Source organism: Methylobacterium sp. NMS14P (assembly GCF_028583545.1).
In the GTDB taxonomy this organism is placed as follows: domain Bacteria; phylum Pseudomonadota; class Alphaproteobacteria; order Rhizobiales; family Beijerinckiaceae; genus Methylobacterium.
Genome location: NZ_CP087106.1, coordinates 5,080,804 through 5,095,224, shown reverse-complemented (window position 1 = coordinate 5,095,224; position 14,421 = coordinate 5,080,804). Strand labels below are relative to the sequence as shown.

At 67.7% G+C, this 14,421-nt stretch carries 18 protein-coding genes; 10 read left to right on the top strand and 8 right to left on the bottom strand.

The genetic code is table 11. The features are described 5' to 3' along the window. Positions 1–99 precede the first annotated feature (99 nt). The 4 genes from LOK46_RS24225 to LOK46_RS24215 all read left to right on the top strand — a co-directional run bounded on the left by LOK46_RS24225 (position 100) and on the right by LOK46_RS24215 (position 3,713). Positions 100–306: a type II toxin-antitoxin system ParD family antitoxin gene (locus tag LOK46_RS24225; protein ID WP_273560918.1), complete on the top strand. Its 207-nt coding sequence runs from the start codon at positions 100–102 to the stop codon at positions 304–306. 94 nt (positions 307–400) lie between these two features. Then, positions 401–691, top strand: coding sequence for a PAS domain-containing protein (locus LOK46_RS32965; protein WP_443192908.1), 291 nt, complete (start codon positions 401–403; stop codon positions 689–691). Then, complete coding sequence (locus LOK46_RS24220) at positions 649–3,210, top strand: PAS domain-containing protein (RefSeq protein WP_273560917.1); 2,562 nt, start codon at positions 649–651, stop codon at positions 3,208–3,210. Before LOK46_RS32965 ends, LOK46_RS24220 begins: the two co-directional genes overlap by 43 nt. 209 nt (positions 3,211–3,419) lie before the next feature. Then, positions 3,420–3,713, top strand: a complete 294-nt coding sequence (locus tag LOK46_RS24215; protein ID WP_273560916.1) for an STAS/SEC14 domain-containing protein — start codon at positions 3,420–3,422, stop codon at positions 3,711–3,713. A gap of 473 nt (positions 3,714–4,186) precedes the next feature. Here LOK46_RS24215 and LOK46_RS24210 read toward each other — a convergent pair whose 3' ends face one another. Then, positions 4,187–4,600 carry a DUF1236 domain-containing protein gene (locus LOK46_RS24210; RefSeq protein ID WP_273560915.1) on the bottom strand — a complete coding sequence of 138 codons (414 nt, stop codon included), beginning with the start codon at positions 4,598–4,600 and terminating at the stop codon, positions 4,187–4,189. A 129-nt stretch (positions 4,601–4,729) separates the two neighbouring features. Further along, entirely contained in the window at positions 4,730–5,002 is a 273-nt protein-coding gene (locus LOK46_RS24205; RefSeq protein WP_273560914.1) for a hypothetical protein, read from the bottom strand. Positions 5,003–5,026: 24 nt separating this feature from the next. Here LOK46_RS24205 and LOK46_RS24200 point away from each other — a divergent pair, with 24 nt between their 5' ends. Together LOK46_RS24200 and LOK46_RS24195 are read left to right on the top strand one after the other, a co-directional pair. After that, on the top strand, positions 5,027–5,245 hold the full coding sequence (locus tag LOK46_RS24200) for a hypothetical protein (protein WP_273560913.1): 219 nt from the start codon (positions 5,027–5,029) through the stop codon (positions 5,243–5,245). A gap of 102 nt (positions 5,246–5,347) precedes the next feature. Then, positions 5,348–7,582 (top strand): CHASE3 domain-containing protein, encoded by a 2,235-nt coding sequence (locus LOK46_RS24195; RefSeq protein WP_273560912.1) that lies wholly within the window; start codon positions 5,348–5,350, stop codon positions 7,580–7,582. Positions 7,583–7,645: 63 nt separating this feature from the next. Here the strand turns inward: LOK46_RS24195 and LOK46_RS24190 are convergent, their stop codons facing one another. From LOK46_RS24190 to LOK46_RS24180, 3 genes are all read right to left on the bottom strand, one after another. After that, positions 7,646–7,912 (bottom strand): hypothetical protein, encoded by a 267-nt coding sequence (locus LOK46_RS24190; protein WP_273560911.1) that lies wholly within the window; start codon positions 7,910–7,912, stop codon positions 7,646–7,648. A gap of 49 nt (positions 7,913–7,961) precedes the next feature. After that, positions 7,962–8,465 carry a hypothetical protein gene (locus tag LOK46_RS24185; RefSeq protein ID WP_273560910.1) on the bottom strand — a complete coding sequence of 168 codons (504 nt, stop codon included), beginning with the start codon at positions 8,463–8,465 and terminating at the stop codon, positions 7,962–7,964. A gap of 151 nt (positions 8,466–8,616) precedes the next feature. Then, entirely contained in the window at positions 8,617–8,982 is a 366-nt protein-coding gene (locus LOK46_RS24180; protein ID WP_273560909.1) for a response regulator, read from the bottom strand. Between the two features lie 198 nt (positions 8,983–9,180). On the opposite strand from LOK46_RS24180, the gene LOK46_RS24175 reads away from it, so the two are divergent. Next, positions 9,181–9,585 (top strand): PRC-barrel domain-containing protein, encoded by a 405-nt coding sequence (locus LOK46_RS24175; RefSeq protein ID WP_273560908.1) that lies wholly within the window; start codon positions 9,181–9,183, stop codon positions 9,583–9,585. Between the two features lie 38 nt (positions 9,586–9,623). Here LOK46_RS24175 and LOK46_RS24170 read toward each other — a convergent pair whose 3' ends face one another. Then, positions 9,624–9,815 carry a hypothetical protein gene (locus tag LOK46_RS24170; RefSeq protein WP_234741674.1) on the bottom strand — a complete coding sequence of 64 codons (192 nt, stop codon included), beginning with the start codon at positions 9,813–9,815 and terminating at the stop codon, positions 9,624–9,626. 169 nt (positions 9,816–9,984) lie between these two features. Between LOK46_RS24170 and LOK46_RS24165 the strand changes: the two genes are divergently transcribed. Beyond that, on the top strand, positions 9,985–10,155 hold the full coding sequence (locus tag LOK46_RS24165) for a DUF3606 domain-containing protein (RefSeq protein ID WP_273560907.1): 171 nt from the start codon (positions 9,985–9,987) through the stop codon (positions 10,153–10,155). A gap of 59 nt (positions 10,156–10,214) precedes the next feature. Continuing rightward, complete coding sequence (locus LOK46_RS24160) at positions 10,215–10,580, top strand: response regulator (RefSeq protein WP_273560906.1); 366 nt, start codon at positions 10,215–10,217, stop codon at positions 10,578–10,580. A gap of 79 nt (positions 10,581–10,659) precedes the next feature. On the opposite strand, the gene LOK46_RS24155 is transcribed toward LOK46_RS24160, so the two are convergent. Further along, positions 10,660–11,130 carry a tellurite resistance TerB family protein gene (locus tag LOK46_RS24155; protein WP_273560905.1) on the bottom strand — a complete coding sequence of 157 codons (471 nt, stop codon included), beginning with the start codon at positions 11,128–11,130 and terminating at the stop codon, positions 10,660–10,662. Positions 11,131–11,159: 29 nt separating this feature from the next. Continuing rightward, the gene (locus tag LOK46_RS24150; RefSeq protein ID WP_273560904.1) at positions 11,160–11,531 is read right to left on the bottom strand and encodes a hypothetical protein; all 372 of its coding nucleotides are present in this window, start codon (positions 11,529–11,531) and stop codon (positions 11,160–11,162) included. A gap of 472 nt (positions 11,532–12,003) precedes the next feature. Between LOK46_RS24150 and LOK46_RS24145 the strand changes: the two genes are divergently transcribed. Continuing rightward, entirely contained in the window at positions 12,004–14,421 is a 2,418-nt protein-coding gene (locus LOK46_RS24145; protein WP_273560903.1) for an EAL domain-containing protein, read from the top strand.

The following is a 14,421-nucleotide window of genomic DNA, read 5'->3' as shown; positions in this document are numbered from 1 at the left end:
CAGAGCGATACGGTCTCACCCGCCACACAGGTGCGTGATCCCCACCCCTGCGACAGACAGGTCGCTTGTCGCACAAGTTGGCACACGTCATGAGCAAGCATGGCCGTGCGCAAGTCCGTCTCGATCTCCCTCAGCCCGGAGCTGCACGCGGTCGCGGAGCGGATGCTCGCCTCTGGCCGCTACGGCAACTTCAGCGAAGTGGTCCGCGCCGCGCTCCGTCTGCTCGATGAACGTGAGCGAGCGTTCCAGACCCACAACGACATCCACCACGTCGGTTCATCGGCGCCGGCCGGACTAGAAGGCTGAGCCCCGCGTGTCGCCGTTTGCCAATTTCGATTGGAGCACAACCCCGCTGGGACCGCGCGATGCGTGGTCGCCTGCGCTCAGCACCATCTACGACATGATGATGTCGGCGCACGTCGCCATGTGTGCTACCTGGGGTCCGGAAGGCACGTTCCTCTATAATGCCGCTTACGCGCCATTCCTGGGCGGACGGCATCCGGCCCTCGGGCGGCCGATGCGCGAAGCTTGGCCAGAGATCTGGAACGAGCTTGAGCCGCTAATCGCGCGCGCCATGGCGGGCGAGCGGGTCCAGTTCTCCAACTATCACTTGGTGATGACCCGTAACGGGCAGCCAGAGGATACTTGGTGGGACTCTCGTACAGTGCATTGCGCGAGGGCAGTGAGGTAAAGGGCTTTCTCAACGTTGCCACCGAGGCCACGCACCACGTCCTAGGCGATCAGCGTCGGGACATGGATGAGGTCGCCCTGCGTGCCGAAAACACTGTGCTGGCCCGGACCGTCACCAACCGCACCGAGGAGCGCGATGTAGCGCGCGCGGGCGAGATAAGTGCGCTGGCGGATGCCGAGCGGATCCAGCTCGCTCTGGCGGCCGGAGCGATCCTGGGCACTTGGACCTGGGACATACCCACCGACTGTTTTACTGTAGACGAGGCATTCGCAGCCAACTTCGGTCTCGACCCGGCACTCGGACGGCAGGGCATCCCGCTCGCTCAGATCGTCGCCACTGTGCACACTGACGATCAGCCCGCGCTCGCGAACGCGATAGACGAGGCGGTAGCCCGCGGGGGGCGCTACGCCCACGAGTACCGGGTTCGCCGCCAGGACGGACTGTACCACTGGGTAGAGGCCAACGGCCACGTCGAGCACGGCCCGGACGGGACACCCTTGCGTTTCCCTGGCGTGCTCATCGACGTGGAGGAGCGTCGGGCCCTGACCGAAGAGCGGGATCGAGCGGTGACCGAGCTGCGCCTGATCGCCGACGCCTTGCCGCTCCTGGTTGCGTTCGTCGATCGAACTCTGACCTACCAGTTCGCCAACGCCGCTTACCAAGAGTGGTTTGGCCTGTCGCCGCGGGAGGTGGTCGGTCGGACCATCCCGGAGATCGCCGGGGAGGCTGGCTACGCTGTGCGCCGTACCGCAATCGAGCGAGCGCTGACGGGCGAGCCGGTGCGGATGGATCTGGACTGGCCCTGGCAGGACGGACGACGCCGGATCGCCGACATTCGCTACCTGCCCCGACATGACGCTCGCGGCGCTGTGGATGGCTTCTACATCTTCGTCCAGGACGTGACGGTGCTGCGCGACGCCGCCGCCGTGCTCAGCACCCGCAACGCGACGCTCGAAGGCGAGGCGATCGAACGGATGGCCGAGCTGCGGCTCTACCGCGACATCGTGCTCTCCGACGCCGCGCCGATCCTGGCCTTCGACCGGGACCACCGCCTGATAGGCTTCAACCAGGCGCACGCCGACGAGTTCTCGCGCCTGATGGGCCATCGCCAGATGATCGGCGAGGTCCTGCCCGACCTGTTTCCGCCGGCTCAGGCGGAGCTGTTGCGCGGGCTGATGGACCGCGCACTGACGGGCGAGCGGTTCGTGGTGACCGAGGAGTTCGGCGACCCTGAGCGGGGTGTGCCGACCTGGGAGATCACCTACACGCCCCTGCGCGATGCGACCGGCACGATCGTCGGCGCCTTCCATCACGCCCGCGATATCTCCGAGCGGACACGGATCGAGCGGGAGCGCGATCGCCTGGAGGAGCAGTTGCGCCAGTCGCAGAAGATGGAGGCGGTCGGCCAGCTTACTGGCGGCCTCGCGCACGACTTCAACAACCTGTTGGCCGGCATCTCCGGCTCGCTGGAGCTGATGAACACCCGGATCAATCAGGGTCGGCTCAAGGACGTCGAGAAGTACATGATCGCCGCGCAAGGAGCCGCCAAACGCGCCGCCGCGCTGACCCATCGCCTGCTCGCGTTCTCGCGTCGGCAGACGCTTCAGCCCAGAGCCACCAACGTCAACACCCTGGTCAGCGGCATGCTCGACCTGATCCAACGCACGGTCGGGCCGAGCGTGCAGGTCGAAACCGTGGCGATGGCCGGGTTGTGGCCGGCTCTGGTCGATGCGTCCCAGCTGGAGAACGCCCTGCTGAACCTGTGCATCAACGCCCGCGATGCCATGCCGGGCGGCGGCAAAATTACGATCGAGACCGGCAACCGCTGGATCGACCGGCATGGAGCCAAACAGCACGACATGCCGGAGGGGCAGTATCTCTCACTGTGCGTTTCCGACACCGGCACTGGCATGCCGCCGGAGGTGATCGCCAAGGCGTTCGATCCGTTCTTCACGACCAAGCCGATCGGCGAGGGCACGGGACTCGGGTTGAGCATGATCTACGGCTTCGCCAAGCAGTCCGGCGGTCAGGCACGCATCTACTCCGAGGTCGGTGAGGGCACGATGGTCTGCCTTTATCTGCCGCGTCACAGGGGCGAGGCGGAGCACGACGAGGTGCTACCGGAAGCGGCGTTGCTGCCGGTCGCGGAAGCCGGGGAAACCGTGCTGATCGTAGACGATGAGCCGACGGTGCGCATGTTGGTAGCCGACGTGCTGGGCGATCTCGGCTACACGGCGATCGAGGCGGCGGACGGGGTCGGCGGCCTCAAGGTGCTGCAATCCAATGCGCGGATCGACCTGCTCGTCAGTGATGTCGGCCTGCCCGGCGGCATGAACGGCCGACAGATGGCTGACGCGGCGCGCGTCGGCCGGCCGGATCTGAAAGTGCTGTTCATCACCGGCTTTGCCGAGAACGCGCTGCTCAACAATGGCCAGCTTGAACCCGGCATGTCGGTGCTGACGAAGCCGTTCGCCGTGGACACGCTGGCGGCACGGATCCGCGAGCTGATCACCAAATAGCTCTCGTTCTAGGAAAGAACTGATGCCACGCGCGTCCTGCCGAAGCCCTGATCGCTGCCGTGCCGCTGGCCGGGGCGGTCCCTGCCGTGTGTGCGACGCCGAAGCTATTGCCCAACGGGCGGTGGCGTTGCGCGAGCGCATGGCGGCCAATGGATCTGAGGGACGTCCACTATATGCTCGGCGTTCGCCCCTCCCAGGAGACGCCCGTCATGAGTAGCGCCCCGAATGGTTCGGTCATCCAGAGACAATCGCCTCGTCCTGATCTGCTCGCCTTCGAGATCAAGGATAAAGTAACGAAGGACGACATCGAGTGGATGTCCGCCATCACCGACGAGGCGATGAAGACCCACAACAAGATCGACATGCTCATCATCATGTCGAACTATGAAGGGACGGAATTAGCCGCTAGCTTCGATAGCTACGCCAACAGCGTGAAGGCGCGCTCAGTCGCTCACATCAACCGCTACGTAGTAGTCGGCGCCCCATGCTGGCCAAGGCGATGATCAACTTATCCGGACTCGCGCTACCAGTGGAAACTAAGACGTTCGACCTAGAGGAGGAGGATGCTGCATGGAATTACCTGGCGCAAAAGCCCTCCGCGGCCATTTAGCCTGCGCATTGTACTCAATTTCTCATAAGGATTTTAGCGGCGTGCCAGGGACAGATAGATATTATCGCCGTCCGCCGCGTCCTACTACCGGCCACCGTTGCGACGCTGCTTCATTAGATTCACGCCGTACGGCCGCAGCGGGTTTGCCAGCAGCCTTATACAGCGTCTATCTGCAGTTCATAAGATGAAGTGTGAACTGTTAGCTAAGCAATCTAGAAATGCGCTTCAAGCCGCAACTGAATAAAATGGGCCGCCTCTTCTTTCAAAAAGGTGGCCCACTCAGATTTCTATCCAGCGCACGTCACCGCATGCGACCTCTTAATTTACGTAGAGAGGTCCGGTTGCGTGCGGGCTAACTTCAGACGCTCAGTCGATGACCTCCACGATGCGGTGTCCGCCATCCACCAGCACCGGGCGGTCGTTCACCACGGTGTAGCGGTAGCCGGGCTGCACGCGGTACTCGCTCGGCACGTCGTAGTAGGTGACCCCCGACGCCGGCAGGGCGGTGCCGACGGCGACCCGGCCGTCGTAGTCGTACGACCGGACATTGCGCTCGCGGACGTAGCTGCGGAAGCGCGGCGCCATATCGACGCCGAGGATGCCGCCCACCGTGCCGGTGGCCGCGCCGACCGCGCCGCCAACGATCCCACCGATCGGGCCGGCCGCCGCGTTGCCCGCGGCCGCGCCGCGCTCAGCACCCGGGATCGTGCCCTGGGCCTGAGCCGTCAGGGGCAGCGACAGGGCGAGCACGGAAGCGGCGATGAAGGCCTTCATGGTCATGCGATGCGTCTCCAAATCCGGACAGCTCGCCGCCCATTCTGCGGTCAAGCTTCAGCCGATAACGCGTCGAAGGCTCGAAGGATGCGCCGGCGATGCCAGCAGGCACGATCAGCCTGGGTCTTGGGTTCGTCAGCCGGCCGTCACCTGAGCTGACGCGGCCTTATGTCGGAACAGACCTCGGATCGCACGGACGGGCAGCAGGAGCAGGTTGATCAAGCCGCCGACCGCGACGACGAGCAGGGCGATCAGGACGGCTGCGGCGCACTTGAACACGAGAGGATACTCCCGGCGGCAGGATACTCGGCGGCCGTCCTCACCACTGCGCTTCAGCTGGCGCGCCGATCGCGGCAGGACTGTGGTGGGGATACTCGAGTTGTATGCGACCGTCTCGATGACGGGCATGCTCCCTGCCCGTAAGCCGGCACCATGCCGAAGCCCGCCAAACGCCGCGCCTTCCTCGTGTCCGAGCTCTCAAAACGCGACGTGGTGCGCGTGTACGCTGTACTGGCGGTCACGGCGGACGAGGCGTTAGAGGCTGTCGCGCTGCAGGCCGCACCCGATGCGGAGGTCGAGATCGTCGGCGGCCTATCACGCGACTTGGTGAAGCGGTTACGGCTCGAGCCGGGTGAGGTGCGGCAGGTGTAGCCCGCCGGATGCTTTCGATCCGGCGCGGCGGAAACCGCCAGCTCTGGCGCCACGCCAAAGGTATTGGACCTGAGCTTCGCGAGCTTCTACGAGCGAGACGCCATGTCTCAGCACCTCGTCAGACGCGCCAACGTCCTGATCCTCGCCGTCCTGCTTGCCATCCTGGTGCTGGTCGCGGGCGTGACCTGGGAGCGTCTCAACGCCGCCCGCGAGGCCCGCGAGTGGACGCAACACAGCTTCCAGGTGCTCGGCACCTTGAAGGACCTCGCCATCGCCTTGCGTGACGCCGAGACCGGCCAGCGCGGCTACCTACTCACCGGCAAGCCCGATTATCTCGCCCCCTATGACGCCGCCCGCGACCGGGTCGGGCTGCTGCAGTCGGAGCTGCTCAAGCTCACCGCCGACAACCCGGCCCAGCAGGAGCGGCTGCGCGGCCTCGCCCCAGTCGTCCAGCACAAGCTCGAGGAACTAGCCCAGACGGTCGAGCTGCGCCGCACCGTCGGGTTCGAGGCCGCGGTGCGGATCGTCAACACCGACATCGGTCGCGCCTATATGAAGGAAGCCGAGGCGGTCCTCGTGGCGATGCTCGCCGAGGAACACGGGCTGCTCGACGCCCGGGTCGCGGCCAACGACGCCCGCGCCGCCTGGGTGCGCTGGATGGCCGTCGGCGGCTCCGCGCTGGCCGTGCTGATCCTGCTCCTAGCCGCCCGGCTGCTGAACCAGGCGTGGTCGCGCTCCCACCGGGTCGAGGCCGAGCAGCGCACCTTGGCGCTGCGGCTGCGCGCCTCGCTCGACAGCCTCAGCCAGGGCGTGGCGGTGTTCGGCGCCGACCGGACGCTGACCAATTGGAACCACTGCTTCCAGGTGCTGCTCGACCTGCCCAAGGCGCTGCTACGGCCCAGCACGGCTTACGCCGCCTTGGCCGAGCATACAGCGGAGCCGGGTCGTCCCGCGCTGGAGAGCGCGGATCAGGTCCGTCACGGGCGCAGCGCGCACGGCGAGCCGGTCGTGTACGAGCGTCGGCGTGACGACGGCCACCATCTGGAGCTGCGGCGTACGCCGATGCCGGACGGCGGCTTCGTCGTGACCGTGACCGATATGACCAAACGGGCCCAGGCTGAGGGTGTCCTGCGCGAGGCGCAGAAGATGCAGGCGATCGGCCAGCTCACCGGCGGCATCGCCCACGACTTCAACAACCTGCTCCAGGTGGTGCTCGGGAACCTGGAGTTCGTACGGGCGAAGCTCGGCGGCGCAGATGCCAAGCTGCACACCCGGATCGAGCGCGCCGCCTGGGCGGCGCAGCGCGGAGCGACGCTAACGAGCCAGCTCCTGGCGTTCGCGCGCAAGCAGCCGTTGGCGCCCGCCGCCATCGATCTCGCCGCCGCGATGCCGGATCTGATCCCGCTGCTCCGGCGCACGCTCGGCGAGCATATCGAAGTACGCTACGTAGAGAGCGCCGGGTTGTGGCCGGCCATGGCCGATCCGGCGCAGCTGGAGAGCGCGGTGCTCAATCTCGCCCTCAACGCCCGCGACGCCATGCCGGGCGGCGGCCGGCTGACGATCGAGCTCGGCAACAAGGTCCTCGACGAGGCGTATGCCCGTGAACACGCCGAGGTGACGGCCGGCGATTACGCGATGGTGGCGGTCTCCGACACCGGCCACGGCATGACCCCGGAGGTGGTGGCGCGGGTGTTCGAACCGTTCTTCACAACCAAGCCGGATGGCAAGGGCACCGGGCTCGGCCTCGCGATGGTGTTCGGGTTCGTCAAGCAATCGGGCGGGCACGTGAAGATCTACTCCGAGCCCGGCGAGGGATCGACGGTGAAGATCTACCTGCCGCGCGCAGCTCTCGCTGCGGTCGCCCCCGGTCAGCGCGCGAGTGTGCCGGTGGAGCTACCGCGCGGGGACGCGACGGTGCTGGTGGTCGAGGACGAGGCGGCGGTGCGCGAGATCGCCTGTGCGATCCTGTCCGACCTCGGCTATCGGGTTCTGGAGGCCGCCGACGGCGCGGAGGGGCTGCGGGTGTTCGGCGATCACGCCGCCGGGATCGACCTGCTACTCACCGACGTGGTGCTGCCGGGTGAGATCCGCGGCCGCGAGCTCGCCGAGCGCATCCGTGCGATCCGCCCGGAGGTGGGGGTGGTGTTCATGTCGGGCTACACCGAGAACAGCATCGTCCACCACGGCCGGCTCGATGAGGGCGTGCGCCTGATCGGCAAGCCGTTCCGGCGCGAGCAGCTCGCCGTCAAGGTCGCTGAGGCGCTGCGCGATGGCCGGAGCTCGGACACGCCACCGGACGGCAACGTCGTGGCGCTGAAGCCGCACCGCGAGGTGTGACCATCCGGACGACGCTGACGTCGAGGGATCTCGGCCGGCGCAGATGGTTCCAACCCCGAGGGGTCAGTACCGCCGCGGCGGCGGCCCATCTTCCTCGAACTCGCGACGCCGCCGCTCACGGCGGATGTCGTCGCGGATCGCGTCGCGGCGCTCCTCGCGCAGCTCTTCCCGGCGCTCCTCGCGGCGGATCGCGTCGATCTCGCGCTCGCGCGGTGTGCGTGGGTCGAGCCGCACGCCGCCCGGGCCGATGTCGATCGACTGCGCCAGCACCGCGGGTGTGGCGGCGAGCAGGCTGACGGCGACGAGGCCGCCGGTGATCAGCGTCTTCATGATGTTCTTCCCTCTCGTGTCGATCGATGGCGTCGCGGCGACCGAAGCGTCAGCCCTCGCGGCCGCGGCCGAGGCCCAAGCCGTGCAGCAACTCGCCGATCGGGTCGGACGGCTTCGCCGCCGCGCGGCGTGCCGCGTCATCCAGGAGGATCGGAGTGGCGGCCTCGCGCGCTAGTGCGACCTGACGCACCCGTACGCTGCGGTGCGCCAACTTGCGCCGGCGTCCGCCTTCCGCCTGCCGGGAAGTAGGCGGTGCGACGAGCTCGCGCCGCAACGGTGCCACCATGATCGCCTCCGGCGGCGGAGTGACCGTCACGCGCGGCGCGAGCAGCGCCGCGGTATCGATGACTGGCGCGGCTTCAGCGCTGCGCTGCATCGGGGTCGGCGGATCAACCCAGGCGACCGTAGTAGCTGTCATCTCGGTCGTCACGGTGGCCGCTCGAGACCGCCGCGGCTGCTCCTCGAAGTTGCCCGGGTGCAGGACGTGCGCGGCGACGATCAAGCCGAGGACGGCGGCGCCGGTGGTCGCGAGGGTGGAAGGGTAGCGTTCCATGATCGCCGAACGGAGCTGCCGGGCACGTCGTTCCAGCTGATCGAACGATCTCGGCGCGGTGTGTTCCCGGGAACACAGTGGTGATCGACGATGCCAGACCGAAGTGAGCGTTGATCAACACGCGGTTACTCAAATCCGGCGGCCTGCGGCTTCAGAAGAATTGCAGGGCTTTTAGGGCTCGACGGACGAGCGTCTCAGCGCACGGTTTGGCGATGAACTGGGCGCAGGATGGCAGCCGCGCCACCTCGTCGGGGAGACAGGCAGAGCAGACGATGATCCGCGTCCGGGGCCAGCGCGCGGCGCAGGTATGTGCGAGGGCGCAGCCGTCCATCCGGCCCGGCATATGGATGTCGGTGTAGAGCAGCGCTGCCCCCGCATGCGCCTCCAGATACTGCAGCGCCGCCGCGGCATGACCGGCTTCCAGCACCTCGAAGCCGAGCGCCTCGAGCAGGTCGGCGGCCTCCATGCGGATGAGGATCTCATCTTCGGCGAGGACGGCAAGCGGGCGCGGCATCATGGATATATAAGCGCGCCGCTTAACACAGGTTGCCCAACGCCCGGTTGTATCTTGCGGGTTTACGTCAGGCGGTCAGCATCCGGATCCCGCCGTTCGTCGCTCGTTTTGATGGAGGGTGTGATTACCGGGGGGTGCCGGGAACGAACGAGCGAGCTCAGCGCTTTCAGGCCGCCCACCTCGGGCTGAAGGATCTTCTCGATGCGCCGTCTCGTCCTGGCTGCCCTCACCGCCACCGTTCTCGCCAGCCCCGTTCTGGCCGAGGATGCCAAGCCCGCGGCTCCGCCCGCGCAGGTCAAGTTCGCGGCCCTGCCCGACGACACCGTGCTCAGCTACAACCTGAAGAACCTCACGCTGGTCGATGGCCAGAACAGCACTGTCGCCGAGATCAAGGACCTCGCCCTCTCGAACGGTCGGCTCGTCGGCTACATCGTCTCGGTCGGCGGCTTCCTCGGCATGGGCGAGCGCTACGTCGCGATCGACCCGGCCTCGGTGGCGCTGACCTACGACACCGATGCGAAGAAGTGGAAGGCCTCAGTCAACGCCAACAAGGACCAGCTCAAGGCGGCACCCGAGTTCAAGTACGAGGGCAAGTACAAGAACTGAGCCGCAGGTCGGGGGAGCGCGCGGCTCCCCCGATGCGCTCACATGATCGTGCCCGGCCCGACCGGATCACCGGGCACGACATCCGGTCCGGCCGGATCGCCCGGTACCGGGTCGGGCGTCGGCTCGGGACCCGGCATCGGCGGCACATCGCCGGGCATGGGCTCGGCCGGCGGTTCGCCGGGCGTGGGCAGGTCGGGTCCACCGGGTGTCGGCATGCCGGGATCGGCCATGGGCGTGTCCTCCGCGCGAGATGATCGTATCGCTCTCAGCAACGCGCGCGCTCCTCGCCGAGGTTCCTCAACAGTGCCGTTGGTGTGTGACAGATCCGGGCAACCGGAGTTGCGGGATGACAGTTGATCGAGCTGAAGCCCGCGCATCGCCGCCCCCGGATCCAGCACCATGCCGACCCAGCTGCACGAGCAGACCCACATCGACATCTTCGACCGCGATGCCCGCCAGGCGTGGGCGCTACGCTTCGGCGTCACCGAGGAGCGCCTGCGCAAGGCCGTGCGCATGGTCGGCTCGCGCATCACCAGTATCGCCGCCTACCTCGACCAGCCCCTCCGCTGAGCGGCACGTGAGCACGCAGATGCTCTGAGCCGATCATGCCGGACCCGGAGCGCACGACCGTGCTGATCGCCGAGGATGAGCCGCTCGCCCGGATGGCGGCGGTGCAGGCCCTCTCGGCGGCCGGGCTCGACGTCGTGCAGGCCTGCGACGCCACCGAGGCGCTCGCCATCCTCGCTGAGCATTCGGGCGTGCACGTGCTCGTCACCGACATCGTCATGCCGTCCGGGACTGTGAACGGCTATCAGCTCACCGCGATGATCGCGGCGCGCTGGCCGCAGATCCGCGTCCTGATCGTCTCGGGTACGGATCGGCCACAACCCAGCGAGCTGCCGCTCGGCGTCGGCTTCCTGGCCAAGCCGTGGACGGGGCCGGACCTGATCGCTGCCGTGCGGGCGCTCGCCGCACAGCAGGGCAACGACGTCTGAGGCCGCCGAAGGATGCGTCCTCCGCATCGCTCGGATAGCCGGGAGAATGTCCCGTGATCGAGCAGGTCGCGGCGGAGATCTACGCTGTCACACGCCGGATCGCGGTCCGCGCCGGGACCGTCTGCAGCAGCGCCGCCTTGTTCACGAGCAGCGCCGCGGCGATCTCGGCGAGTGCGGCGTGCTCGACCTCGGCGATGCCGTCGTGGTCGGCCACGTCCGCCGCCACCAGGAACACGCCCTCGCGCTGCTCGCCGGCCCGACCGGCGATCGCTGCGACCCGACGCAGGTTGTCCGTCCGTCCAGCCCGGGTGCGTGCCCGGCCGATCGCCTCGTACAGCGCCTCCTCGAGCATCAGGACGTCGTAGCCCTTCTCCAGGATCGGGCTGGCCAGCACGCCGGTCAGCGCGGTCTCGAACTCCGCGCCCGCGACCTCGCCGTCGGCAACGATGACGTTGGCCGCCGCCGAGACGCCGGCCTGCATCAGCGCTTCGTCGCCAGCGTAGGCGGTGACCGTCTGGCGGAAGCGTGTGAGGAGCTGAGTGAGGTTCATGGCGAGTGGCCGAAACGGAGAAATCGGTATCAGGCGAATGCGTGGGCCGCGCCGCGCGATCCGCCGAGGCTGATCTGCCGGCGACCGCCACCAGCATGCATGCCGTGGCTCGGCGCCGCGTAGGGCCGGCGGGACAGGGCATAGAGCTGATCGCCGACGATGCCGGCCTCTCGGTGTAGGCTCGTCCCCTCGCAGGTCGCGGCAACCCGCACACCGATCTCGTGGGTGTGGCTGCGGCCATAGAACCAGACGGCGAGCCGCGCCCGGGCCGCCTCCGGGATGCCATCGAGCAACCCCGCGAGCCTATCGAGCTCTGCCCGAGCGATGCGGGCCGCGAGTTCGAGCGATACCGGGCAGTCGCTGGCGAAGTCGGCGGCGGTGATCGACCGAACCTGGTTCACGGGCTCACCTTCCGAGCTGACCTGATCCGGGTGTCGATCGCTTTGGTTAACGGAGCGTCTACGGCGCGCGCTGGATAAGGCTCACCGACACCACGGTGCTGCCCCGCACCAGCGCAGCCGCTGGATCGAGCCGGTCGTGATCGGCTCGCGGACGAGCTGACGGGCGGCCGTCTCCGTCGTCGGTCGGTTCGCCTCGATCAGGCGGCCCCCAGCGAGACAGCACAGCGCGAGCGCGCAAGCCCAGACGACGGCACGAAGGGTACGGGTGGTGCGCTTCGACATACGCGCGAGCGTGCGAGGGCAGGGTTAGTGATCCCTTGCGAGCGAGCCACCATGGGATGCAACTTGAAGCTTTATTTTATCGTCCCTCAACCACAGTCCGAACTCGCTCAAGTTACTGACCGATCGGTAGGCATTGCGGCTCTACGACGTAGGCTGACGACCAAACGGCGTCGTCGCGACCGAGCCGACCATGATCCGCGTCCTAACCTGCGTCGCGCAGCAGCACGACCTGCGCCTCGTCGCACTCTCCGCACTCATCTGCGCGCTCGGGTGCTTCGCTACCGCCAACCTGATGGCACGCGCCGAGGTCAGCGGACGTCCGCTTCTGCGTGCCCTGATGCCGGCCGCGATCATCTTCGGCGGCAGCATCTGGTCGCTGCACTTCGTCGCCATGCTGGCGTTCCGACCCGGGGCGCAGGTCGCCTACGACCTCGATCTCACCGCCGGCTCGATCGTCGTGGCCATCGTCGGCTCCTTGGCCGCTCTGTGCCTGGGGCGGCGGTTGTCCTCTACACCGCTCGGCATCACGCTGGCCGGCACCGTGCTCGGGTTGGCGATCACCGGCATGCACTACCTCGGCGTCGGCGCGATGGCCGCCTCCAGCCTCGTGCTGTTCGACCCCGCCTACGTCGTCGCCTCGATCCTGGTCAGCGTCGCATTCTCAACCGTCGCTTTAGCAAGGGCCGGGGCACTCGCGAGGCTCGGCCGCCGCATCGAGGTCACCGGCTGGCTCGCGCTCGCGATCTGCGGCCTGCACTTCACCGGCATGACCGCGGTCACGGTCGCGCCGATCATGCTACGGGAGGGCGAAAGCTACGTGCTCGGCTCGACCCCGTTGGCCTTGGCGGTCGCCGCCGTCAGCCTCGCCATCCTAATCGCCGGTCTCGTCGCCCTAGCGCTGCAGCAACACCTCTCACAACGTGATCGAGGTGAGCTCAGCCGCATGCGCCTGCTCAGCAACCTCGCGCACGAGGTGCTGTTCATCCATCGCGACGGCCAGGTGCTCGAGGTCAACGACGCCGGCACCCGCCTGTTCGCGATGTCCTCCGACGAAATCATCGGCCGGCCGGTGCTCGACCTGTTCTCGCAGGCCGACACACCAGCGCTGCTGCGGCGCACGCGCTGCCGCTCCGAGGATCTGCGGCCGGAGGAGTTTGAGATCCGCACCGCCGCCGGCACGCTCGTGCCGGTCGAGCTGTCCTGCCGGACGATCGAGTTCGGCGGCAAGCCGGCCACTGCCGTCGCCTTGCGTGACCTCACCGACCGCAAACGCGACGAGGCGCGCATTCGCCATCTCGCCCTGCACGACGCCCTAACCAACCTGCCCAACCGCTACCTGCTGGAACAGCGCCTCGGCCCGGCGCTCGACGCCGCAGCCCTGGATGGGACCGGCGTCGCGGTGATCTACCTCGACCTCGATCGGTTCAAGGCGGTCAACGACCTACACGGCCATGCTGCTGGCGACGCCCTCCTGGTCCAAGTGGCCAAGCGCATGCTCACCGAGCTGCGTCCGACCGACACCCTCGCCCGGGTCGGAGGCGATGAGTTCGTGGCGGTACTCACCGGCGCACGCGCACCGCAGCGGGTCGCAGAGATCGCCGGCCGCTTGGTCGACGGTCTAAGGCGCCCGTTCCGGATCGACGACCACCGAGTTGAGATCGGCGCCTCGGCAGGCGTGGCCTTCTACCCTGGAGACGGCAGCACGGCCGAGACCTTGCTGCGCGCTGCTGACACCGCCTTGTACCGCGTCAAGGACGAAGGCCGAGGCGCGGTGCGCTTCTTCGAGGCGGCGATGGACGCTGAGCTGCAAGCACGTCAGCGGCTTGAACACGAGCTCGGCGGCGCGATCGCCCGCGACGAGCTGCGGCTGTTCTACCAGCCGATTGTCAACGGCCGCACCGGCGAGATTGAGACCTTTGAGGCGCTGATCCGCTGGCAGCACCCTGAGCGCGGCTTCGTCTCGCCGGCCGAGTTCATCCCGGTTGCGGAGCAGACCGAGCTGATCGGGCGGATCGGCGCGTGGGTGATCGACACCGCCTGCGCGGCTTCGGCGGCCTGGCCGCAGCCGTGGCGGGTGTCGGTCAACGTCTCGCCGATCCAGTTCCGGCAGTCCGACGTCCCAGCGCTGGTCGCGGCGGCGCTGGCGCGGCACGGCCTCGAACCGTCGCGGCTTGTGATCGAGATCACCGAGAGCGTGTTCATCCAGGACGCGTCTACGGCGGTCGCGGTCCTGACGCGGTTGCGCGAGCTGGGCGTGCGCCTGGCGCTCGACGACTTCGGCACCGGGTACTCGTCGCTGAGCTACCTGCAGCAGTTCCGGTTCGACAAGCTCAAGGTCGATCAGTCGTTCGTGCGCCGGCTGGGTCATGACGCCGACACGCTGGCGATCGTGCGGGCTATCGTAAACCTCGGGCACAACCTCGGCCTGCACGTCACGGTCGAGGGGGTCGAGACCACCGAGCAGCTGGCGATCCTACGCGAGCTACGCTGCGAACAGATGCAGGGCTACCTGTTCGCGCGCCCGGCGCCGATGCTGGGGGTGTCGGAGCTAGAGCTGGCTCGGTTACGAGCGCTGTTCGCGACGCCCGCGATGAAGGCGCACGCGTGA

What these genes read in the sequence shown, in the direction of transcription:
- LOK46_RS24180 (WP_273560909.1), bottom strand. Translation starts at nt 8,982, where the DNA reads ATGATGCCGCGCCCGCTTGCCGTCCTCGCCGAAGATGAGATCCTCATC.
- LOK46_RS24205 (WP_273560914.1), bottom strand. Translation starts at nt 5,002, where the DNA reads ATGCCCGTCATCGAGACGGTCGCATACAACTCGAGTATCCCCACCACA.
- LOK46_RS24215 (WP_273560916.1), top strand. Translation starts at nt 3,420, where the DNA reads ATGAGTAGCGCCCCGAATGGTTCGGTCATCCAGAGACAATCGCCTCGT.
- LOK46_RS24210 (WP_273560915.1), bottom strand. Translation starts at nt 4,600, where the DNA reads ATGACCATGAAGGCCTTCATCGCCGCTTCCGTGCTCGCCCTGTCGCTG.
- LOK46_RS24145 (WP_273560903.1), top strand. Translation starts at nt 12,004, where the DNA reads ATGATCCGCGTCCTAACCTGCGTCGCGCAGCAGCACGACCTGCGCCTC.
- LOK46_RS24195 (WP_273560912.1), top strand. Translation starts at nt 5,348, where the DNA reads ATGTCTCAGCACCTCGTCAGACGCGCCAACGTCCTGATCCTCGCCGTC.
- LOK46_RS24175 (WP_273560908.1), top strand. Translation starts at nt 9,181, where the DNA reads ATGCGCCGTCTCGTCCTGGCTGCCCTCACCGCCACCGTTCTCGCCAGC.
- LOK46_RS24225 (WP_273560918.1), top strand. Translation starts at nt 100, where the DNA reads ATGGCCGTGCGCAAGTCCGTCTCGATCTCCCTCAGCCCGGAGCTGCAC.
- LOK46_RS24200 (WP_273560913.1), top strand. Translation starts at nt 5,027, where the DNA reads ATGCCGAAGCCCGCCAAACGCCGCGCCTTCCTCGTGTCCGAGCTCTCA.
- LOK46_RS24155 (WP_273560905.1), bottom strand. Translation starts at nt 11,130, where the DNA reads ATGAACCTCACTCAGCTCCTCACACGCTTCCGCCAGACGGTCACCGCC.
- LOK46_RS24185 (WP_273560910.1), bottom strand. Translation starts at nt 8,465, where the DNA reads ATGGAACGCTACCCTTCCACCCTCGCGACCACCGGCGCCGCCGTCCTC.
- LOK46_RS24165 (WP_273560907.1), top strand. Translation starts at nt 9,985, where the DNA reads ATGCCGACCCAGCTGCACGAGCAGACCCACATCGACATCTTCGACCGC.
- LOK46_RS32965 (WP_443192908.1), top strand. Translation starts at nt 401, where the DNA reads ATGATGATGTCGGCGCACGTCGCCATGTGTGCTACCTGGGGTCCGGAA.
- LOK46_RS24190 (WP_273560911.1), bottom strand. Translation starts at nt 7,912, where the DNA reads ATGAAGACGCTGATCACCGGCGGCCTCGTCGCCGTCAGCCTGCTCGCC.
- LOK46_RS24170 (WP_234741674.1), bottom strand. Translation starts at nt 9,815, where the DNA reads ATGGCCGATCCCGGCATGCCGACACCCGGTGGACCCGACCTGCCCACG.